Origin of the sequence: Mesorhizobium escarrei (assembly GCF_935825525.1) — a bacterium.
GTDB classification, from domain to species: Bacteria; Pseudomonadota; Alphaproteobacteria; order Rhizobiales; family Rhizobiaceae; genus Mesorhizobium; species Mesorhizobium escarrei.
In genome coordinates, this window is the sequence record NZ_CAKXZT010000122.1 from 17,152 (window position 1) to 38,075 (window position 20,924).

At 63.1% G+C, this 20,924-nt stretch carries 17 protein-coding genes; 2 read left to right on the top strand and 15 right to left on the bottom strand.

All coding sequences use genetic code 11. From position 1 onward, the window contains the following. Positions 1-16 precede the first annotated feature (16 nt). From pyc to NMG80_RS14005, 10 genes are all read right to left on the bottom strand, one after another. Positions 17-3,475, bottom strand: coding sequence for a pyruvate carboxylase (gene pyc, locus NMG80_RS13960; RefSeq protein WP_254018635.1), 3,459 nt, complete (start codon positions 3,473-3,475; stop codon positions 17-19). Between the two features lie 239 nt (positions 3,476-3,714). After that, positions 3,715-4,833 carry a branched-chain amino acid ABC transporter substrate-binding protein gene (locus tag NMG80_RS13965; protein WP_254018636.1) on the bottom strand — a complete coding sequence of 373 codons (1,119 nt, stop codon included), beginning with the start codon at positions 4,831-4,833 and terminating at the stop codon, positions 3,715-3,717. A gap of 139 nt (positions 4,834-4,972) precedes the next feature. Then, entirely contained in the window at positions 4,973-5,320 is a 348-nt protein-coding gene (locus NMG80_RS13970; protein ID WP_254018637.1) for a DUF6867 family protein, read from the bottom strand. 18 nt (positions 5,321-5,338) lie between these two features. Further along, on the bottom strand, positions 5,339-6,067 hold the full coding sequence (locus NMG80_RS13975; protein WP_254018693.1) for an ABC transporter ATP-binding protein: 729 nt from the start codon (positions 6,065-6,067) through the stop codon (positions 5,339-5,341). Continuing rightward, the gene (locus tag NMG80_RS13980; protein WP_301943358.1) at positions 6,067-7,230 is read right to left on the bottom strand and encodes an ABC transporter ATP-binding protein; all 1,164 of its coding nucleotides are present in this window, start codon (positions 7,228-7,230) and stop codon (positions 6,067-6,069) included. The genes NMG80_RS13975 and NMG80_RS13980 overlap by 1 nt, the downstream gene beginning before the upstream one ends. Further along, positions 7,230-8,825: a high-affinity branched-chain amino acid ABC transporter permease LivM gene (gene livM / locus NMG80_RS13985; RefSeq protein WP_254018638.1), complete on the bottom strand. Its 1,596-nt coding sequence runs from the start codon at positions 8,823-8,825 to the stop codon at positions 7,230-7,232. Before livM ends, NMG80_RS13980 begins: the two co-directional genes overlap by 1 nt. Positions 8,826-8,829: 4 nt before the next feature. Beyond that, positions 8,830-9,732 (bottom strand): branched-chain amino acid ABC transporter permease, encoded by a 903-nt coding sequence (locus tag NMG80_RS13990; RefSeq protein ID WP_254018639.1) that lies wholly within the window; start codon positions 9,730-9,732, stop codon positions 8,830-8,832. A 336-nt stretch (positions 9,733-10,068) separates the two neighbouring features. Beyond that, positions 10,069-11,070: a 4-hydroxyproline epimerase gene (locus tag NMG80_RS13995; protein WP_254018640.1), complete on the bottom strand. Its 1,002-nt coding sequence runs from the start codon at positions 11,068-11,070 to the stop codon at positions 10,069-10,071. A 12-nt stretch (positions 11,071-11,082) separates the two neighbouring features. Continuing rightward, the gene (locus NMG80_RS14000; RefSeq protein WP_254018694.1) at positions 11,083-12,333 is read right to left on the bottom strand and encodes an NAD(P)/FAD-dependent oxidoreductase; all 1,251 of its coding nucleotides are present in this window, start codon (positions 12,331-12,333) and stop codon (positions 11,083-11,085) included. Between the two features lie 229 nt (positions 12,334-12,562). Then, positions 12,563-13,456, bottom strand: a complete 894-nt coding sequence (locus NMG80_RS14005) for a dihydrodipicolinate synthase family protein (RefSeq protein ID WP_254018641.1) — start codon at positions 13,454-13,456, stop codon at positions 12,563-12,565. Between the two features lie 70 nt (positions 13,457-13,526). Between NMG80_RS14005 and NMG80_RS14010 the strand changes: the two genes are divergently transcribed. Next, positions 13,527-14,219 (top strand): GntR family transcriptional regulator, encoded by a 693-nt coding sequence (locus NMG80_RS14010; RefSeq protein ID WP_254018642.1) that lies wholly within the window; start codon positions 13,527-13,529, stop codon positions 14,217-14,219. An 80-nt stretch (positions 14,220-14,299) separates the two neighbouring features. On the opposite strand, the gene NMG80_RS14015 is transcribed toward NMG80_RS14010, so the two are convergent. The 3 genes from NMG80_RS14015 to NMG80_RS14025 form a co-directional block, all read right to left on the bottom strand. Further along, complete coding sequence (locus NMG80_RS14015; RefSeq protein ID WP_254018643.1) at positions 14,300-14,614, bottom strand: hypothetical protein; 315 nt, start codon at positions 14,612-14,614, stop codon at positions 14,300-14,302. Positions 14,615-14,889: 275 nt separating this feature from the next. Further along, positions 14,890-15,093 (bottom strand): hypothetical protein, encoded by a 204-nt coding sequence (locus NMG80_RS14020; RefSeq protein ID WP_254018644.1) that lies wholly within the window; start codon positions 15,091-15,093, stop codon positions 14,890-14,892. Positions 15,094-15,419: 326 nt separating this feature from the next. Next, positions 15,420-16,916, bottom strand: coding sequence for a CoA-acylating methylmalonate-semialdehyde dehydrogenase (locus NMG80_RS14025; RefSeq protein WP_254018645.1), 1,497 nt, complete (start codon positions 16,914-16,916; stop codon positions 15,420-15,422). A 385-nt stretch (positions 16,917-17,301) separates the two neighbouring features. Between NMG80_RS14025 and NMG80_RS14030 the strand changes: the two genes are divergently transcribed. Continuing rightward, the gene (locus tag NMG80_RS14030) at positions 17,302-18,183 is read left to right on the top strand and encodes a LysR family transcriptional regulator (protein WP_254018646.1); all 882 of its coding nucleotides are present in this window, start codon (positions 17,302-17,304) and stop codon (positions 18,181-18,183) included. A 137-nt stretch (positions 18,184-18,320) separates the two neighbouring features. Here NMG80_RS14030 and NMG80_RS14035 read toward each other — a convergent pair whose 3' ends face one another. Further along, a complete protein-coding gene (locus NMG80_RS14035) occupies positions 18,321-19,577 on the bottom strand; it encodes a D-amino acid dehydrogenase (RefSeq protein ID WP_254018647.1) in 1,257 nt (418 codons plus the stop codon). A 162-nt stretch (positions 19,578-19,739) separates the two neighbouring features. Next, positions 19,740-20,891 carry an alanine racemase gene (alr, locus tag NMG80_RS14040; protein ID WP_254018648.1) on the bottom strand — a complete coding sequence of 384 codons (1,152 nt, stop codon included), beginning with the start codon at positions 20,889-20,891 and terminating at the stop codon, positions 19,740-19,742. Positions 20,892-20,924: the final 33 nt, after the last annotated feature.

The window sequence follows — 20,924 nt, forward strand, 5'->3', positions numbered from 1 at the left end:
GGGCAACATTTCTGTCTCATCCGAAGGCGATCAGCAGATCCTTCGCGTCGATCTGGTCGCCGGCCTTGACCAGCACTTCGGCGATTGTGCCGTCGCGCTCGGCATGCAATGCCGTCTCCATCTTCATCGCCTCGATCGACAAAAGCACGTCGCCGGCCTTGACCGCCTGGCCGGCGGCAACGGCAAGCGCCGAGACGACGCCGGGCATCGGCGCGCCGACATGCGCCTCGTTGCCCGGCTCAGCCTTGCGCCGCGCCTTGGCGGCGGAAGCGCCATGCGCGCGGTCCGGCACTTTGACCCGGCGCGGCTGGCCGTTGAGCTCGAAGAACACGGTGACCATGCCCTTCTCGTCGACATCGCCGATGGCCAGGCAGCGCACCACCAGCGTCTTGCCCTTCTCTATGTCGACAAAGATCTCGTCTTCCGGCTTCATGCCGTAGAAATAGGTTGGCGTCGGCAGCACGCTGACCGGCCCGTAGGTTTCCTGCGCTGCGGTAAAGTCGGAGAAAACCTTCGGGTACATCAGCCACGAGGCGAATTCGAATTCGCTGAGCTTGCGCTCGAGCTTATCTTCGATCTCCTTGCGGCTGGCCTTGAGATTGGCCGGTTTCAACTGCGAGCCAGGTCGCACGGTGATCGGCTTATCGTCCTTAAGCACCTTCTTCTGCAGTGCCTCCGGCCAACCGCCCGGCGACTGGCCGAGATCGCCGCGCAGCATCGACACGACCGAGTCCGGGAAGGCGATATCCCTGGCAGGATTTTCGACATCTGCAACCGTCAGGTCCTGGCTCACCATCATTAGCGCCATGTCGCCAACGACCTTGGACGACGGCGTCACCTTGACGATGTCACCGAACATCAGATTGACGTCGTGATAGGTTTGCGCCACTTCGTGCCAGCGCGTCTCCAGCCCGAGCGAGCGCGCCTGCTCCTTGAGGTTGGTGAACTGCCCACCCGGCATTTCGTGCAGGTAAACTTCCGAGGCCGGTCCCTTCAGGTCGCTTTCGAAGGCAGCATACTGGTTGCGCACCGCCTCCCAGTAGAACGAGATATTCCTGATCCATTGCGGGTCGAGGCCCGGATCCCGCTCGGTGCCCTTCAGCGCCTCGACGATCGAGCCCAGGCAAGGCTGCGAGGTGTTGCCGGACAGGGCATCCATCGCCGCGTCAATGGCGTCGACACCGCTGTCCACCGCCGCCAGCACCGTCCCCGCCGACAGGCCTGACGTGTCGTGCGTGTGAAAGTGGATCGGCAGGTCGGTCGCCTCGCGCAGCGCCTTGAACAGTGCGCGAGCGGCGTTCGGCTTCAAGAGCCCGGCCATGTCCTTGACCGCGACGATATGGGCGCCGGCCGCCTGCAACTCCCTGGCCAGCGCGACGTAGTATTTGAGGTCGTACTTGGCTCGCGCCGGGTCGAGTATGTCGCCGGTGTAACAGATCGCTGCTTCGATCAGCTTGCCTTCGGCGCCGACCGCGTCCATGGCGACGCGCATGTTGTCGACCCAGTTCAGGCAGTCAAAGACTCGGAACAGGTCGACGCCGCCGCTTGCTGCCTGTTTGACGAAATGCTGGACGACATTGTCGGGATAGTTGGTGTAGCCGACGCCGTTGGCGCCGCGCAAAAGCATCTGCAGCAACAGATTGGGCGCTGCCTCGCGCACCAGCGAGAGCCGCTCCCACGGGTCTTCGGTGAGGAAGCGCATGGCGACGTCGAAGGTCGCCCCGCCCCAGCATTCGAGCGACAAAAGCTGCGGCAGCGCACGCGCATAGGTGCCGGCAATGCCGGCGATGTCATATGTGCGCACCCGCGTCGCGAGCAGGGATTGGTGTCCGTCGCGCATCGTCGTGTCGGTGACCAGCACCTCTTTGCGTGCGCGCATCCAGGCCGCGAATTTCTCCGGCCCAAGCGCATCGAGCTTCTGCTTGCTGCCATCAGGCACATCGCCGTTGAGATAGGGCACCATCGGTGCCGCCGCATCGGCCTTCGGCTGCGGCCGGCCGCGAGTCTCGGGATGGCCGTTGACGCTGACATCGGCCAGGTAGTTGAGCAGCTTGGTCGCGCGATCCTGCCGCTTCACGCTCGCGAACAGTTCCGGCGTCGTGTCGATGAACTTGGTCGTATAGGAATTTTCGGCGAAACTCGGGTGATTGATGATCGCCTCGAGGAAGGTGAGGTTGGTCGCCACCCCGCGAATACGGAACTCGCGCAGCGCCCGGTTCATGCGGGCGATGGTCTCGGCCGGCGTCGGCGCCCAGGCTGTCACTTTTTCCAGCAGCGGGTCATAGAAACGGGTGATGACCGCGCCCGAATAGGCGGTGCCGCCATCGAGGCGGATGCCGAAACCGGTGGCGCCGCGATAGGCGGTGATGCGGCCATAGTCGGGGATGAAATTATGCTCGGGATCTTCCGTAGTGATGCGGCACTGCAGCGCGTGGCCGTTGAGCCTGATATCCTTCTGCGCCGGCACGCCCGATTCCGGCGTGCCGATGGCAAAGCCATCGAGGATATGAATCTGCGCCTTGACGATGTCGATGCCGGTCACCTGTTCGGTGACGGTGTGCTCGACCTGGATGCGCGGATTGACTTCGATGAAGTAGAATTTGCCGGTGTCGGCATCCTGCAGGAACTCGACCGTGCCGGCGCCGATATAACTCGTCTCGCGCGCGATCTTCAGCGCGTAGCCGCAAAGCTCTTCGCGCTGCGACATTTGGAGATACGGCGCCGGCGCGCGCTCGACCACCTTCTGGTTGCGGCGCTGGATGGAGCAATCGCGCTCGAACAGGTGCACGGCATTGCCGTGTGTGTCGCCCAGCACCTGCACCTCGACATGGCGGGCGCGCTCGATCAGCTTTTCGAGATAGACCTCGTCCTTGCCGAAGGCGGCTTTCGCTTCGCGCTTGCCCTCCGTCACCTCGCGGGCGAGATCGGCCTCCGAACGGATGGCGCGCATGCCGCGGCCGCCGCCGCCCCACGACGCCTTCAGCATCACGGGATAGCCGATCGTCCTGGCGAGCGCCTTCACCGCCTCGATGTCGTCCGGCAGGGGATCGGTGGCGGGGATTACCGGCACGCCGACCTCGATTGCCAGGTTGCGTGCGGCGACCTTGTTGCCGAGCCTGCGCATCGTATCCGGCTTCGGTCCAATGAAAATAATGCCGGCCTTGGCGCAGGCTTCGGCGAATTCAGGGCTTTCCGACAACAGCCCATAGCCCGGATGGATGGCATCGGCGCCCGAAAGCCTGGCGACGCGGATCACTTCCTCGATCGACAGATAGCTTTCGATCGGCCCCATATCCCTGTTCAGATGCGGCCCGCGCCCGACCTGGTAGCTTTCATCCGCCTTGAAGCGGTGCAGCGAGTATTTGTCCTCCTCGGCCCAGATCGCCACGGTTTTGAGGCCGAGTTCGTTGGCCGCGCGGAAGACGCGGATGGCGATTTCGGACCGGTTGGCGACAAGGATCTTCGTGATTGCCAAGGACAAGGCTCCAGACGCTGGCGGGAAGGGAACTGGCGCCATGATTAACGCGAAAATGCTGCAGCGCAAACGAAATCAGGTGGGGGGTAGTAAACCGATTTAGTTTGATCTACCGCGTTGTCACATTGCGTATCGGTCCGGACGTCGCCTCGCGGTCCCGATCCAGGCTTTCGGAAACTCCCATGAAAAATGCCCGGCGCGAGGCGCCGGGCATTCCGAAGTTGTCGTCGTCGACAGGCTTACATTTTCTGGACGTAGGTGTACTTGCCGTCGTCGCCCTTCTTCCATTCGTACATGACGTAGCCAGGCAGCGTCGGATCGCCCTTCTCGTCGTAGGAAAGATCGCCCAGCACGGTCTTGAACGGGCCATTGGCCTTGAGAGCCTTGGCAACTTCCATCGGATCGTTCGACTTGGCGGCTGTGGCGGCTCCCGCGATCGCCTGCATGGCGGCGTAGGAATAAAGCGTGTAGGCCTCCGGCTCGAAGCCCTGCGCACGGAACTTCTCGACCAGTTCCTTGTTCTCCGGGATCAGACGCGGATCCGGGCCGAATGTGTTCAGCGTGCCATCAACCGCGTCACCGGCGATTGAGGCCAGTTCGTTCGACACGATGCCGTCGCCGGAAACCAGCGTGGCCTTGAGGCCCTGGTCAGCCACCTGGCGGATGATCAGTCCGGCTTCGGTGTGCAGACCACCCCAATAGATGATGGAAACACCGGCTTGTTTCATCTTGGCGATCAGCGCCGAGAAGTCCTTGTCGCCGATATTGACGCCTTCATACATGACTTCCGTCACGCCGGCAGCGTTCATCGCCTTCTTGGTCTCGTCGGCAAGGCCCTGACCATAGGTCGTCTTGTCGTGGACGACCGCGATCTTGGCATCCTTGAAGTTCTGCGCGAGATAGGCGCCGGCGATACTGCCCTGCTGGTCGTCGCGTCCGCAGGTGCGGAACGTGTTCCACAGGCCGCGCTCGGTGAACTGCGGGTTGGTCGCGGCCGGGGTGATCTCGAGGATACCGTTTTCCGCGTAGACTTCCGATGCCGGGATCGAAACGCCCGAGTTGAAGTGGCCGACCACGAACTTGACACCGTCGCCGACGAACTTGTTGGCTACCGAAATGCCCTGCTTCGGATCGGAGACGTCGTCGCCGATCGTGAGCTTGACCTGCTCGCCGTTGATGCCGCCGGCCGCATTGATGTCGGCGACAGCCTGTTCGGCGCCCTTCTGCAGCTGCGCGCCGAAGGCGGCATTCGGGCCGGTGATCGGACCGGCAACTCCGATCAGGACGTCAGCCCACGCGCTTCCGCTGAACGCGACGAGCGCGGTCAGGGCGACGGCGGACAAAAGTGATTTTCTCATGTAAAACGCTCCCATTTACAGAGTGGGCGTGGATGATGCTTTCATGCGATGCCCACTTTTACTCGCAGAAAGCGTACTTTGCCGATTTTCAGGCACTTGTCACGCCGATTCATCCCCGAAACGGCGTTAATGATGAACGTCAACCTTTTGGTTTCCAATTCAAAAGCGATGCTCTTTCGTAGAGCCAGCTATACTGTGTCACCATCTGGTTGGTGCGCGTGTATTGATAGCCGATGAAGCCCAGTATCATCAGGACGATGGTGTCGACGATGTAGTAGTGCAGCGAGAACATCGTGCCGCCGAACAGCGCGTGATGGATGAACCTTACGGCTATACCGAGGCCGAGCAAATAGGCGAACAATTGGACGAAGCTGCGCCATGTCTGGGCGCAGGCCTTGCCCGTCATCCACGCCGCCCAGCCGCCAAGCAGGCAGGTGACGAAGAAGAACTGCCAGACCGAGGGTTCCTCATAGAGAATGCCCTGCATGATTGATGTCTCCTGAACTCAGTGATGGCCGCCTTCGAGATAGGCGGCGCGCACGTCCGGATCGGCGAGCAGCTCCTTGCCGGTGCCGCTCATCGTCACGTTGCCGTTGACCATGACATAGCCTCGCGTGGCGAGCTTCAGCGCGCCGAAGGCGTTCTGCTCGACCAGGAACACGGTCAGCCCCTGCGTGCGGTTCAACTCGCGGATGGCGTCGAAGATCTGCTTGACGATCAGCGGCGCCAGGCCCAGCGAAGGCTCGTCGAGCAAGAGCAGTTTCGGCCGCGCCATCAGCGCACGTCCGATCGAAAGCATCTGCTGCTCGCCGCCCGACAGCGTGCCGCCGCGCTGGGTAATGCGTTCCTTCAGGCGTGGAAACAGCGTGAACACCTTCTCAACGTCCTCGTCGTAGTGCTTGAGGTTGTCGAGGCTGGCGCCCATCTGCAGGTTTTCCATCACCGTCATGCGCGGGAAGATGCGCCGGCCCTCCGGAGATTGGGCGATGCGCATGCGCGCGATCTCATGGGTCGGCAACTGGGTTATGTCGGTGCCGGCGAAGGTGATGGTGCCGGCCCGCGCCCGTGGTGCACCAAAAATGGTCATCATCAGCGTCGACTTGCCGGCGCCATTGGCGCCGATCAGCGCCACGATCTCGCCCTGCTTGACGGTGACATCGACGCCGTTCAGCGCCCTGATGTTGCCGTAGTAGGTCTGGACGCCCTTGATGTCGAGCAGCGTTGTGCCGGCCATCATTCATTCCCTCCGCCCCGGTTGGAGTCGCCCGGTGTCTTGGGCTTTGCCGGAGCCTTGGCGGCCGGCTTTGCAGTGGAGGATTTCGCGGCGGAAGGTTTCTCCGGTTTGGCTTCGGCCGGCGATGCGGGCCTTGCCGCGCCCGACCTTGCATCGACCTGCCCGGCTTTCGACGCGCCCTTCGACACCGTGACGCGTTCGCCCTCACTGTGTCCGACCGTGTCGGTCACCGGTCCGGCGAAATACGAGGACGACGAGCCCGGACCGTGCGTCGCATCCGGGCCGGTGTCGAGTTGCTCGATGACGTCTTCGTCGCCGACCTCGATCAGCACCGTCTCGACGTCCTCGTCTTCGACCCCGAGATAGGCGGCGATGACACGCGGGTCGGTGCGCACCGCATGCGGACTGCCGTCCGAGATTTTGCGCCCGTACTCGAGCACCACGACATGGTCGGAAATCTGCATGACCACCGCCATGTCGTGCTCGATCAGCAGGATGGAGGTGCCGGTGTTGTCCTTGATGTCCATAAGGAGCGCGTTGAGCGCCATTGATTCCTTCGGATTGAGCCCGGCCGCCGGTTCGTCGAGGCAGAGCAGTTCCGGACCCGTGCACATGGCCCGCGCGATCTCCAGGCGCCGCTGCGCGCCGTAGGGCAAGTCGCCGGCCGGATCGTCGGCTCGATCGACGAGGTCGGCCTTTTCCAGCCAGTGCCTGGCGAGGTCGATCGACTCGGCCGACGCCGTCCGGTAGCCGCTGAAGCCAAACAAGCCGAGGATAGTGTAGCCGGACGCCTTCATCAGCTTGTTGTGCTGCGCCACCAGCAGATTCTCCAGCAGTGTCATGCCGGAAAACAGGCGGATATTCTGGAAGGTGCGCGCCACCTTGGCTCGCGCCGGAATCTCATGGTTCGGCAGCCGTTCGAGCAGATAGCTCGAGCCGTCGCGCCGGTTGAGCGTGAGCATGCCCTCAGACGGCTTGTAGAAGCCGGTGATGCAGTTGAACACGGTGGTCTTGCCGGCGCCGTTCGGCCCGATCAGCGCGGTAATCTCGCCGCGCCTGGCCTGGAAAGACAGGTCGCCGATGGCGACCAGACCGCCGAACTTCATCGACAGATGTTCGACCTGCAGGATGGCATCGTTCACGGATGGGCTCGCATCACTCATCAGCCGTGGCCCTCCTTGGTGAAGGAGCCGGATACAGCCCTCCTCTCCTTGAGAAAGGCTGTCGGTTCACGACTGCCGACGAAGCCGCGCGGCTTCCACAGCATGACGATGACCATGGCCATGCCGAACAGCAGCATGCGGTAGAGTTCCGGCGTGAAGTCGGGACCGAAGACCTGCTTCAGGAAATCGAGTTCGCGCAGAACCTCGGTGCCACCGATCATCACCATGGCGGCGACGGCGATGCCGACCAGCGAACCCATGCCGCCGAGCACGACGATGGCGAGGATGATGGCCGATTCCAGGAAGATGAAGGATTCGGGGCTGACGAAACCTTGCCGCGCGGCGAAGAACGAGCCGGCGAAGCCGCCGAACATGGCGCCGGTGGCAAAGGCGGTGAGCTTGGTGGTGGTGGTGTTGATGCCGAGCGAGCGGCAGGCGATCTCGTCCTCGCGCAGCGCTTCCCAGGCGCGGCCGACGGGCATGCGCCTAAGCCTGATGGTGACGAAGGCGGTGAGCAGGCAGAGCCCGAGGATCAGGTAGTAGAGGAAGATCTTGTAATAGGCGCTCGACGTGGCGATGTCCAAGACCTTGGCGATATAGTTCGGATCCGAGACGTTGAACGTCATCAGCCCGAAAAAGGTGACCTTGGGAATGCCGGTGATACCGGCCGAGCCGTTGGTAACCTCACGCCAATTGATCAGCACCAGACGAATGATCTCGCCGAAGGCCAGCGTCACGATCGCCAGGTAGTCGCCGCGCAGGCGCAGCACCGGAAAGCCGAGCAACACCCCCCAGAAGGCGGCCATGGCGCCGGCGGCAGGCAGCAGGATCCAGAACGACAGGCCGTATTGCGTGCCGAGCAGCGCATAGGCATAGGCGCCGACGGCATAGAAGGCGACATAACCAAGGTCGAGCAGGCCGGCGAGGCCAACGACGATGTTCAGCCCCCAGGCCAGCATTACATAGATCAGGATCTGAATGCCGTAATTGTCGACCCATTTCAGAGAACCCTGGAACCCGGCGGCCACCGATCCTCCGTACAGAGCAAGCACCAGCACAACGATGATCGGGTAGAGCGCCAGTGCGGTTATGCCCAGTGCCGAGAAATGGGCATGGATGAAGGTTCGGAAATAAAACATCACCGAGGCGAGGGCGTAGATGATCGCCAGCGCTCTCAGGAACCGTGCATAACCGGCCAGGCCGGGCCCCAGCAATCCGTCAAGGGAGCCGGCAAGGAAGGCCAGCACGGCCACTATAACGATGGCAGCGATGAAATACGGCAAGCGGAAGAACCGCGTCGCCATGCTCTCCGGCAGCAGGCCGGTGGCGACGTCGACGATCTTCTGATTTGCCAGGAAAGGCTGTCCGTAGGCGACATAGAGAAAACGGCCGGCCATGGTGAGCACGACCACGACTGCAAGAAGCCACCAGCGCTGTACAAGGATCAGCTCGTTGGAGATGTTCTGATCGGTCCTCAGACCGATGAACAGCACGAACAGGCCGAGCGCGATGGCGCCGGCATAAAGCGCTTCGCGGGTAGCGCGCTGCATGGGAGTGGCGACGATGTCGCGCTCCGGAGACGTGGTGACCGCCATGAACTCAGACCTTTTCGACTTCTGGCCGGCCGAGAATGCCGGAAGGCAGGAAGATCAGCACGATCGCCAGGATGGAGAAGGCCGCGACGTCCTTATAGTCGATCGAGAAGTAAGCCGACCACATGCTTTCGATGAAGCCGATCATAAGCCCGCCGAGCACGGCCCCGGGCAACGAGCCGATGCCGCCGAGCACGGCCGCGGTGAAAGCCTTCACGCCGGGCGTGAAACCGTCGGAGAAGGCGATGACGCCATAATACATCAGGAACAGCGTGCCGGCGACGGCGGCAAGGGCCGCACCCATGACGAAGGTGATCGAGATGGTGCGGTCGACGTCGATGCCGAGCAACGCCGCCATCTTCCGGTCCTGCTCGCACGCTCTTTGGGCCCGACCCAGCGAGGTCTTGTTGACCAGGTACCAGAACAGCGCCAGCAGCAGCGCGGTGACGATGACGATGACGATTTGCTTCAGCGACACGCTGACGCCCTCGATATTATAGACCTTGGACACCATCGGCGGGATCGGCTTGTTGCGCGGCCCCTGCGTCACCTGGACGAAGTTCGACAGCGCGATCGACATGCCGATCGCGGTGATCAGCGGCGCCAGCCGGAACGAACCGCGCAATGGCCGGTAGGCCACCTTCTCGATCGTCCAATTGTACAGGCTGGTCAACAGCATCGCGACGATCATCATGACCAGCAGCGCGATCACCACCGGCACCGAATAGAACAAAGCACCGAGGATGAGGAAAACGATGAGGGCGGTGAAGGCGCCGACCATAAAGATGTCGCCATGGGCGAAATTGATCATGCCGATGATGCCGTAGACCATCGTGTAGCCGATCGCTATCAGCCCATAGATCGATCCCAGCGTCAGCCCGTTGATAAGCTGCTGGACAAAATACTGCATGCTGTCGTGGCTCCCCTGGAATGTCGCCCATGCAGACGCATTCCTTTTCGTATTTCCCCTAGTCGTAAAGTTTCGAGCCCGGATTGCAACGTCATTCTTTAATCGGCATGCGTGATTTTGAAGCACGCAATCGGATTGCCCGTTCTTTCCCTTCCCGGCCTCTGGACTATCGCGGACCCTATCATTGGCATAACGCAATGTCTTTGGCGATTCGTCGTCAAAATGCACGCCGTTTCGAAGGAATCGCCGTCAAAATAAGTTGATGAGCGGGATCGTTGCGCCGTCGCAGCGATCAATCTTTGCGTTTCGTTCGTTTCCCCTGGGTCAGGTTGCTCGCTATTTGACGACGAATCCGTGCGCGAACGGATCGCGATCGTCGATGAAGATCGTGTTCAACCCGGTCATCCGCGCCCAGCCGCCGATCGAGGGAATGATCGCCGGCTTGCCCGCCACCGTGACTTGCTTCTCGACCCTGCCCTTGAACAGCGAGCCGATGATCGATTCGTGGACGAATTCGTCGCCGGTCCCAAGCTTGCCCTTGGCGTGAAGCTGCGCCATCCGCGCCGAGGTGCCGGTGCCGCAAGGCGAGCGGTCGATCGCCTTGTCGCCGTAGAAGACGGCGTTGCGCGCATCCGCCTGGCTGTCGGTCGGCGCGCCCGTCCACAATATGTGCGACAGCCGGTCGATGCCGGGATTCTCGGGATGCACGAAGGCGTATTTTTCGTTGAGCCGCTGCCGCACCACCGGGCTCCAGGCGATGAGGTCGCCGGCAGAGTGCTCGGCCATGTCGCGATAGGTCTTCTGCGGCTCGACGATAGCGTAGAAATTGCCACCATAGGCGACGTCGACGCTGATCTCGCCAAGCTGCGGGCATTCGACAGTCAGACCCTCGGCATGGAGGAAGGACGGCACGTTGGTGATGCGCACCTCCTCGACATAGTCGCCGACCTGCTTGTACTCGGCGGTGACCAGGCCGGCCGGCGTATCCAGCCTGAGCAAGCCCGGTGTCTTCGGCTTGAGCAGCCCGTGCTCGATGGCCATCGTCACCGTGCCGATGGTGCCGTGACCGCACATTGGCAGGCAGCCCGAGGTTTCGATGAACAGGATGGCGATGTCGCAATCGGGCCGCGTCGGCGGATAGAGGATCGAGCCGGACATCAAATCATGGCCGCGCGGCTCGAACATCAGCCCGGTGCGGATCCAGTCATATTCGGCCAGGAAATGCGCGCGCCGCTCCATCATCGTCGCGCCGTTGAGCAACGGTCCGCCGCCGGCGACCAGCCGCACCGGATTGCCGCAAGTGTGGCCGTCGATGCAGAAGAATGAGTGGCGCGCCATTTCTAGATCCCGTCAGAAGCGGTTCGGAGAAAACGGAGACAGATCAAACACCGGATTTTGGCCGAGAATGAGATCGCGGACCAGGCGTCCGGTGGCCGCCGCCTGGGTCAGGCCGAGATGGCCGTGGCCGAAGGCATAGACTATCGTGCCGGCCTGCCTGGCGCCACCGATCACCGGCAGCGAATCCGGCAGCGACGGCCGGAATCCCATCCATTCGCGGCCGCCGGCCGGGTCAAGTCCCGGCAGGAATTTCTGTGCCTTGTCGAGCAGCGCTTTCGAGCGGGCGTAGTTGGGCGGCCGCTCAATGCCGCCGAGTTCGACCGCGCCGCCGACGCGCACGCCGGTTTCAAGCGGCGTGACGACGAAGCCGTGGCCGGAGAAGATCAGTTGCCGCTTCACGTCGAATGCGGTCTTCGGCAGCGTCGTGTTGTAGCCGCGCTCGGTCTCGAGCGGGATGCGGTCGCCAAAATGTTTCGCCAGCAGATGCGACCAAGCGCCAGCGGCGATGACGAGGCATTTTGCCTGCCGCAGCGTGCCATCGGCCAGCGTCAATGTCGCGCCGTCCTGTCCCGCCCCGACGTGGTCGATCCGAGCCTTTTCGAAACGCGCGCCGTTGGTCTCGGCATAGGTCCAGATCGCCTTGCCCAATAATTTCGGATCCGTAACAGTCTTCCATCCCGGCACGAAAGTGCCCTTGACGAAACGCGGCGACAGGCCCGGCTGCAAGGCGGCGAGAGCGTCGCCCTCGACATGGCCGAAGCCGATGCCGAAGCGTTGCCTCGCCGCCCAGCCGGGCAGCGACGCCTTGAACTCGGCCTTGCTCTCGTAAAGTTCGAGCGAGCCGTCCTCGCGCAGCATATCTTCGGTGCCCGAGCGCGCCATCAGCCCGGCCCATTCGGCCTCGGCGAGCCGCATAATCCCTGCCTGCGCCGCGAGGCTGGCCTCGTAGCGGTCGCTTTGTCCGGCGCGCCAGAAGCGGATAAGCCAGGGCAGCAGCTTCGGCAGATAGGCGGGCGTGATGCTGAGCGGCCCGAGCGGGTCGGCAAGCCATTTCGGCAAGTGCCTGATCATGCCCTTGTGGGCCAGCGGCAGCACATCGGAAAAGGCCAGGGCGGCGGCATTGCCGGCGCTCGTTTCCTCGCAGATCCCGGTCCGATCGAAGATCGTGACATTTCGCCCCGCCTCGGCCAGATAGGCGGCGACACAGATGCCGATGATGCCGCCGCCGATAATGGCGATGTCGATTGCAGCATCGCTGTTCATGGCTGCGCGCTGCATGACTCGGCCTCCGCCTCGCTCCGCACCTTGTAGCCAGCCCCCTCATCCGGCCCTTCGGGCCACCTTCTCCCCGTCGTCGGGGAGAAGAGGCTGACGCCAGCGTTGGCGACCTCTTCTCCCCTCGGGGAGAAGGTGGCCGCCCACGGGTCTTGCCTTCGGCAAGCCCGAGGACAGGCTCCGCGGCCGGATGAGGGGGTCTGCGACATTGCCACCCTTAGAATTGTGGCAGCTCCGGCCGCCCCGCCAGTGCATCCCGGACGATCTTTTCGACCGTCTTGCGGCGCTCGCCCGACAGCGGCTGGCGCGGCATGCGCACGCGGTCGTTGGTGTTGATCGCCAGGACTTCGGCGAGCTTGATGTTCTGCACCAGATAGGTCGAGACGTCGAGATCGAGCAGCGGCCGGAACCAGCGGTAGATTGTCAGCGCCTCCTCGCGGCGGCCCTGCTTCATCAATTGGTAGATCGCGACCGTCTCGCGCGGAAACGCGGTGACCAGCCCCGCCACCCAGCCGATGGCGCCGACCGACAGCGCCTCGAACGCCAGATTGTCGACGCCGGTGAACAAGTCGTAGCGGTCGCCGAAGCGGTTGATGATTTCGGTCGAGCGGCGGATGTCGTCGGAGGATTCCTTGATGGCGACGAAGCGCTTGTCCTTCGCCAGTTCCTCCATCTGATCGACGGTGACGTCGACGCGGTAGGCAAGCCGGTTGGAATAGATCATCACGGGCAGGTCGCCGGCCTCGGCGACGGCGCGCAGCGCGGCGACCGTCTCCTCCGCATTGGTGTGATAGATGGGGCTCGGCACCACCATCAGTCCGTTGGCGCCCTCTCTGGCGGCGCGGCGCGCGATCGCCGCCGCCTCGCGGGTGCCAGGTTCATTGACCGTCAGCAGAACCGGCTTGTTGCCGGCGATCTTCTGCGCGGTCTTCAGCACATCGATCTTCTCGTCATGCGAGAGCATCGGCCCCTCGCCGAGCGAGCCGCAAACGATGATGCCGTCGCAGCTGGCCTCCATCTGCAGCGCAAAGCAGCGCTCCATCTCGGCGTGGTCGAGGCGGTCGTCCTCAGTGAATTTGGTCGTAACGGCGGGGAAAACTCCGGTCCACATAGCGGGTCGCTCCATCTGATATATCAGCCATATATTTATTAAGAAACGGACTGTCAACACGGATTCCGCTATGATATATCAAAAATATATCAGGAGTTCGCCTTTGATATTCAATGGAACAAGCCCGGCAATCGAGCCAGTGGCGGCGAAAGCCTACCGCGTGCTCGAGCACATGATCGTGACACTCGAACTGGCGCCATCAAGCTTCATCACCGAAGGCGCGCTGATCGACAGGCTGGGGCTCGGCCGCACGCCGGTGCGCGAGGCGATCCAGCGGCTGGCGTGGGAGGGACTACTGGATGTCCGGCCGCGTGCCGGCATTGCCATTGCCCCGCTCCATCCCGGCGACTGGTTGCGCGTTCTTGACGCACGCCGTGGCGTCGAGGTGGTTCTTGCCCGCTCGGCGGCCCGCTTCGTCACCCGCGAGGCGGCCGACCTGTTTCACGGCGCGGCGCTGGCCATGCAGAAGGCGGTGATATCAGGCAACGTGCTGGCCTTCATCCAGGCCGACAAGGCGCTCGACGAGGCGCTGGCGCTGGCAGCCGACAATCCGTTCGCAGCACGGCTGGCGGCCCCTTTGCAGACCCACAGCCGCCGCTTCTGGTTCCGCTACAAGGCCGATACCGGGCTCGCCGAATCGGCCGAGCACCATGTCGCGCTGATCCGCTCGATCCTCGACGGCGACGAGGATGCCGCCGCCAAGGATGCCAAGCGCCTGATGGCGCTGCTGCGCGGCCATGCCGAGGCGGCCGCTACGCGCTAGGAGATCGGCATCAACCTTCGGCAGGCTCTTTGAGCCCCGCCCATCCGGCGCTGCCAGGTGCTGAGCATCGCCCAATTCCGTCATGCGTCCTGGTCGGTCGGGATCACCACGTTTTCCCAATGTTCGCCGGCCGCGACGATGCAGCTTCTGCCGGCGACATCGGTGACGATGATCGTCCAGCTTCCGCTCTCGGCGACATAGACTTCCATAATCGCCATCTGGCCGATCAGCCCGAAAGCAAACTGTCTTTCCTGGAACTGCTCGCTCAGGTGAGCTACGAGATCGCCATGTTCGACGCAGTATTGATATTGGGCGCTTGCGGCGTTCGTACCCACCGCCAATGCCCCGGCAAGCACTACGGTTTTCACCCAAACAAACAGCGATTTGCGTGCCATAGGGCACCTCCTTTGCCATCAGTCCGGCAAAGGGGACGCCTCATTTTGCCGGAACGATCCAGGCCGGTTCCGACGTCATCGCGTCGTTCCTTTCTGTATTCCGGTCTGTCAGCGGGACGATTCCAAATGTTCCCACTATGTTCCATATATGGTGTCGGCAACGAAAAGCGCAAGCAGGCGCCCGCTTGGGCGCCTGTGGATCCGTTTCAAGGTCGTCGCCGAGAACCGCGGCCTGCGCGCGGCTATGCTGAGGCGGTTGCCACTCGCTAGGCGGCTCAGGTGCCTGGCAGCGCTGCTGTCGCCACCGCGCTCTCCCAGCCTTCGCCCACCGAAACCACGCAGCTTTGACCGCGTGTGTCGCTGGCGAGGATGGTCCAGGTGCCTTTATCGGAAACGAAAACTTCAACAATCACATTCGGATTGACGACGCCGAGCGCGGTCGGATTTTCCCGGAACTTCTCCCCGAGCGCCTTGATCATGTCGGCTCGTGGCGCGCATTGTTCGGCCGCTGTTGCCGGGGCGGCGGAAAACGCGACAGCTGCCGCCCAAAGTATCGACACCATAAGACGTGTCATCTTGACACCTCCTTGCGCCAGCCGATGCCCCCGAAGCTGTCGCCAGCGCCGTTGGTTGGTCTGCCGCGCCTCCTCCGCGGCAGGATTGCAACTTAAGGCTTCTGCTGCCCGCCTGGTTCCATCACATTAGCGTTCACGCAGATACGGGGCGAGACCGGCCAATAGAAAGGCCCGGTTTCTGCCGGGCCTTTTTCGTTCAATCTTAAAATCTGGACCAGTTTGTCGACCGGCTAGTTCATCGTCGGGATGACGAATTCGGCCCCGTCCTTGACGCCGGACGGCCAGCGCGAGGTCACCGTCTTGGTCTTGGTGTAAAAACGGAATGCGTCCGGTCCGTGCTGGTTGAGGTCGCCGAAGGAAGACGCTTTCCAGCCGCCGAACGTATGGTAGGCGATCGGCACCGGGATTGGCACGTTGATACCGACCATGCCGACCTGGACCCTCGAGGCGAAGTCGCGGGCCGCATCGCCGTCGCGGGTGAAGATGGCGACGCCATTGCCCATTTCATGGTCGTTGGCGAGCTTGATCGCGTTCTCATAAGTCGGCGCGCGCACCACCGAGAGCACCGGCCCAAAGATCTCTTCCTTGTAGATGCGCATATCAGCGGTCACGTTGTCGAACAGGCAGCCGCCCATATAGTAGCCGTTCTCATAGCCCTGCATGGAAAAGCCGCGCCCGTCGACGACCAGCTTGGCGCCTTCCCTGACGCCGGTATCGACATAGGCCTTGACCCGCTCCAGCGCCTGCGCCGTCACCAGCGGGCCGAAATCGGCGGATGAATCCGTCGACGGGCCGACCTTCAGGCTTTCGACGCGCGGCACCAGCTTTTCCATCAGCCGGTTGGCGGTGTCGTTGCCGACCGGGACCGCCACCGAGATCGCCATGCAGCGTTCGCCGGCCGAGCCGTAGCCGGCGCCGATCAGCGCATCGACGGTCTGGTCCATGTCGGCGTCGGGCATGATGATCATGTGGTTCTTGGCGCCGCCGAAGCACTGCACGCGCTTGCCGGCCGCGGAGCCGCGCGAATAGATGTACTGGGCAATCGGCGTCGAGCCAACGAAGCCGATGGCCTTGATATCGGGATCATCGAGGATGGCGTCTACCGCCTCCTTGTCGCCGTTGACGACGTTGAGAATGCCCGCTGGCAGGCCCGCCTCGATGAACAGCTCGGCGATGCGCATCGGCACGCCTGGGTCGCGCTCCGAAGGCTTCAGGATGAAGGCGTTGCCGCAGGCGATAGCCGGCGCGATCTTCCACAATGGGATCATCGCCGGAAAATTGAACGGCGTGATGCCGGCAACGACGCCGAGCGGCTGGCGCATCGAATAGACGTCGATGCCGGGACCGGCGCCGTCGGTGAACTCGCCCTTCATCATGTGCGGCGCGCCGATGCAAACCTCGACCACTTCCAGGCCGCGCTGGATGTCGCCCTTGGCGTCAGCGATGGTCTTACCGTGTTCGCGTGCCAGAATGTCGGCCAGCGCATCATAGTCCCGGGCGACCAGTTCGAGGAATTTCATCAGGACGCGCACGCGCCGCTGCGGATTGGTCGCCGCCCAGCCGGGCTGCGCCGCCTTGGCGTTTTCCACCGCCGCACGCAGTTCCGCCTGCGAAGCCAGCGCAACGGTGCCGCGCACCGTGCCGTCCATCGGCTGCATCACGTCCTGTTTGCGGCCGCTGGTCCCAGCGACACGCTTGCCGCCGATGAAATGACCGTATTCGATCATGGTTTCTCTCCCTGTATTTGTGATGCGGCATTGTCCGCCTTTGCGCCGCCGATGGCAACGTGAGCGGAAACGCAACCGTTGTGCAGAAAATAGAGTCCGGTTGACTGACGGGCATCAATTCCCGCAAATGGTAGTACCACCTCAAGGAATGACAGGTTGAGTTCCTTCGCGCCCCCCTCTGTCCTGCCCGCTTTGCCAAAACTTGGCATCTCCCCCACGAGGGGGGAGATTGGCTGTCATCCCCGCTTTCGCCAACCCGCAACGTTGCAAGAAAGTCGCCGCCGGAGCGGCCGGCCGATCTTCCCCCAAGTGGGGGAGATGTCCGGTAGGACAGAGGGGGGCGCCGTAGAGCGCTGCCGTAATCCTCGTCATCCGGATCCTCCTCATGAACTGGGATGACGTCCGCATCTTTCTTGCGGTGGCGCGTGCCGGCCAGATCCTCGGCGCCGCAAGGCGGCTGGAGCTCAACCATGCCACCGTCTCCCGACGCGTCGCCGCACTCGAGGATGCGTTGCGGACAAAACTCTTTCGCCGGCTGACCACCGGCAGCGAGCTGACGCCGGCGGGCGAGCGCTTCCTCGACATCGCCGAGCGCATGGAAGGCGACATGATCGCCGCGCGCTCGACCGTGGCGGGCGAAGGCGACGACGTCTCCGGCACTGTGCGTATCGGCGCGCCTGATGGTTTTGGCGTCGCCTTCCTGGCCAAACGCCTCGGCGCACTGACGGCGCTTCACCGTGAACTCACCATCCAGCTGGTCCCAGTGCCGCGTTCCTTCTCGTTGTCCAGGCGCGAGGCCGACATCGCCATCACCGTGGAGCGACCGACGGAAGGCAGGCTGGTGGCGGGAAAGCTGGTCGACTACACGCTCGGCCTGTTCGCGTCCCGCGCCTATGCCGACGCGCATGGCCTGCCCCAGACGCCGGCCGAGCTTGGCCGGCACACGCTGATCGGCTATGTCCCGGACCTCATCGTCAGCCCCTCGCTCGACTATGCGGCCGAGTTCAGCGCCGACTGGCGCACGAGCTTCGCCATCTCCTCAGCGCTCGGTCAGGCCGAAGCGGTGCGCTCCGGCGCCGGCATCGGTATCCTGCACACCTTCGTCGCCCGCTCGATGCCCGAACTGGTGGCTGTCGACATCGTCGCGCCCATTCGCCGCGCCTACTGGCTGGTCTATCACGAATCAGTCCGGCCGCTGCGCCGCGTCCAGATCGTCGCGAGCTTCATCACCAAGGCGGTGGAACGGGAGCGAAGCCTGTTCGTCTGACGATATTCATCTGACGCGCTTTAATTGTAACTGTCCTCAAATCCGCTGCGCGGTTTCGGGGAGGTGTGTTGAACCTTGATCCCAAATTACACGGCAAGTTTCTCACCGCGCTCAACAAGTGAGAACCCCGTCCGATCCTATCGCTGGTAACGCTCCGGTCCGAGGTCGCCGACATTGATGTCCGGCACCCGGCTGGAGATGATGTCGGCCAGGACCTTGGCCGAGCCGCAGGCCATGGTCCAGCCGAGCGTGCCGTGGCCGGTGTTGAGATAGAGGTTGGAAAACTCGGTGCGGCCGATCAGCGGCGGCCCGTCCGGCGTCATCGGCCGCAACCCGCACCAGAAGGTGGCCGAGCGCATGTCGCCGCTGCCTGGAAAAAGGTCGCCGAGCGAATGTTCGAGCGTGCACCGCCGTGATTCATGCAGCGCCAGGTCAAAGCCGGAAATCTCCGCGGTGCCACCGACCCGGATGCGATCGCCGAGCCTGGTGATCGCCACCTTATAAGTCTCGTCCATCACCGTCGAGACCGGTGCTGCGGCAGCATCCTTGATCGGCACGGTGATCGAATAACCCTTGACCGGATAGACCGGGATGGGTCGTTTCAGGTTGCGCATGAATTTTGCCGAATAGCTGCCCATCGCCATCACATATGCGTCGGCGGCCTTCCAGCCTTTGCTCGTATTGATGTTGGCGATATGATTGCGCTTGCGGACGATGCGCCGTATCTCCGTGTCGTATTCGAAGCTGACGCCGCGCGCCACGCAGAGCTCGGCTAGACGGTCGGTGAACATCTTGCAGTCACCGGTTTCGTCGCCCGGCAGCCGCAGGCCGCCGACGAACTTTTCACGCACGGCTGCCAAGCCAGGCTCGGCCGCGATGCAGCCGTCGCGATCGAGGATCTCGTAGGGAACGCCATAGGTCTTCAGCACCTCGACATCGCCTGACGTGCTGTCGAGCTGCTGTTGCGTGCGAAAAAGCTGCAGCGTTCCCTTGGTACGCTCGTCATAGGCGATGCCGGTCGCCTCGCGCAGCGCTTTCAGCGTGTCGCGGCTGTATTCGGCCAAAGGCACCATGCGCGCCTTGTTCACCGCATAGCGCTCGGCCGTGCAGTTGCGCAGCATCCTGACCAGCCATACCCACATATGTGGATCGAGAGTCGGCCGCACCACCAGCGGACCATGCTTCATCAGCAGCCATTTGATCGCCTTCAGCGGGACGCCGGGACCGGCCCAGGGCGAGGCGTAGCCGGGCGAGATCTCGCCGGCATTGGCAAAGCTGGTTTCCAGCGCCGGGCCCTTCTGGCGGTCGATCACCGTCACTTCATGGCCGGCCTCGGCCAGATAATAAGCAGTGGTGACCCCGATGACGCCGCCGCCCAGCACGAAGATCTTCATCGCATAGCTCTCCAGAACGATGTCTTGTCAGGGGTTTTGGGGGCGGGGGCATCGTGGCTTTCTGTCTGCCGGATTTTACCGCGTCCGCCAAGTGCCCAAGCATGTCGCCCAGAACTACGCAGGCGGTTTTGGGACAACGACATGCCTGAAAAAGCCCGCGCGCTATCCATTCACATAGCGGCGGTGAAAGCGGCGTCCGAGGCTGGTCAGGATTTCATAGCCGATGGTGCCGGCATGGCCGGCCGCCTGGTCGACCGTCTGCGACGGGCCGATCAGTTCGACGAGGTCGCCCGCCTTCAGCCTGCCGGGCGGCAGGGCCGAAATGTCGAGAACTATCGAATCCATCGACACACGGCCCAGGAAGGGCAAGCGCACATTTTCGAACCAGGCGGCCGAGGCCGCGCGTCGATGCCAGCCATCGGCATAGCCAAGCGAGATCGTTGCGGCGATCAGCGAATCGGTGACGTGAAAAATATGGCCATAGCCGACGCCGGCTCCCCTATCGAGGCTGCGCGTCTGGATGATCTTTGCTTGAAGCCGCACCACCGGCAGCATCGGATTTTCCTGCGCTGGCGTCGGATTGATGCCGTAGAGCGCCGCGCCGGGCCGGGCGAGGTCGTAGTGAAAGGGCTGCCCAACAAAGATGCCGGAGGAATTGGCGAGCGAGGCCGGCGCCTTTGGCAGCATCCTGCGCAGCCGCTCGAATTCCAGCCGCTGCTGCTCGTTGGCTGGATGCCCGGGCTCGTCGGCGCGAGCGAGATGGCTCATCACCAAGGTGACGTCGATGCCGTCGAAAGCCTGCGGATCGGCAGCGGCCGCCTCCACCTCGGCTGCCGCCATGCCGAGCCGCGACATGCCGCTGTCGACCTGGATTGCAGCCTTGAGCTTGCGGCCGGCCGGTTGCGCCGCCGCGCGCCAGGCAGCGAGTTGGCCGGCGCTGTTGATGACCACGCCCAGGTCCGCTTCGACCGCTTCGCTTTCGGCACCCGGCTGAATACCGTTCAGCACATAGATCGCCGGCCGTGCGCCGAGCGCCTGGCGCAGCATGGCACCCTCGGCCAGATGTGCGACGAAAAAAACAGCGCAGCCTTCGGCCGCCAGCGCCGCCGCCACTTGGCGCGCGCCGAGCCCGTAGCCGTCGGCCTTGACGACACCGGCGCAGCCGACGCCGCCCAACCGCGCCTTGAGCCGCCGGTAATTTTCGCGGATGGCGCCCAGATCGACGGTCAATATGGCGCCGGCCGCCGCTTCGCTGATCGGCGCGGCTTTGACAGCGACCCTTCCAGAAAGAGATTTTTTGAAAGCGCCGTTCATGCCAATCCCGTCTGCAGCGGATTGGCCATCAAT

Excerpts from the sequence above, each read along its gene's own strand:
- NMG80_RS13975 (WP_254018693.1), bottom strand. The coding sequence starts at position 6,067 with ATGGCCGGCACAACGCTGCTCGACATCAAGGGCGTCCAGACCTACTAC.
- NMG80_RS13995 (WP_254018640.1), bottom strand. The coding sequence starts at position 11,070 with ATGGCGCGCCACTCATTCTTCTGCATCGACGGCCACACTTGCGGCAAT.
- NMG80_RS14025 (WP_254018645.1), bottom strand. The coding sequence starts at position 16,916 with ATGATCGAATACGGTCATTTCATCGGCGGCAAGCGTGTCGCTGGGACC.
- livM (WP_254018638.1), bottom strand. The coding sequence starts at position 8,825 with ATGGCGGTCACCACGTCTCCGGAGCGCGACATCGTCGCCACTCCCATG.
- NMG80_RS14030 (WP_254018646.1), top strand. The coding sequence starts at position 17,302 with ATGAACTGGGATGACGTCCGCATCTTTCTTGCGGTGGCGCGTGCCGGC.
- NMG80_RS14035 (WP_254018647.1), bottom strand. The coding sequence starts at position 19,577 with ATGAAGATCTTCGTGCTGGGCGGCGGCGTCATCGGGGTCACCACTGCT.
- NMG80_RS14020 (WP_254018644.1), bottom strand. The coding sequence starts at position 15,093 with ATGATCAAGGCGCTCGGGGAGAAGTTCCGGGAAAATCCGACCGCGCTC.
- alr (WP_254018648.1), bottom strand. The coding sequence starts at position 20,891 with ATGAACGGCGCTTTCAAAAAATCTCTTTCTGGAAGGGTCGCTGTCAAA.
- NMG80_RS13980 (WP_301943358.1), bottom strand. The coding sequence starts at position 7,230 with ATGAGTGATGCGAGCCCATCCGTGAACGATGCCATCCTGCAGGTCGAA.
- NMG80_RS14000 (WP_254018694.1), bottom strand. The coding sequence starts at position 12,333 with ATGAACAGCGATGCTGCAATCGACATCGCCATTATCGGCGGCGGCATC.
- NMG80_RS14015 (WP_254018643.1), bottom strand. The coding sequence starts at position 14,614 with ATGGCACGCAAATCGCTGTTTGTTTGGGTGAAAACCGTAGTGCTTGCC.
- NMG80_RS13965 (WP_254018636.1), bottom strand. The coding sequence starts at position 4,833 with ATGAGAAAATCACTTTTGTCCGCCGTCGCCCTGACCGCGCTCGTCGCG.
- NMG80_RS13970 (WP_254018637.1), bottom strand. The coding sequence starts at position 5,320 with ATGCAGGGCATTCTCTATGAGGAACCCTCGGTCTGGCAGTTCTTCTTC.
- NMG80_RS14005 (WP_254018641.1), bottom strand. The coding sequence starts at position 13,456 with ATGTGGACCGGAGTTTTCCCCGCCGTTACGACCAAATTCACTGAGGAC.
- NMG80_RS13990 (WP_254018639.1), bottom strand. The coding sequence starts at position 9,732 with ATGCAGTATTTTGTCCAGCAGCTTATCAACGGGCTGACGCTGGGATCG.
- NMG80_RS14010 (WP_254018642.1), top strand. The coding sequence starts at position 13,527 with ATGATATATCAAAAATATATCAGGAGTTCGCCTTTGATATTCAATGGA.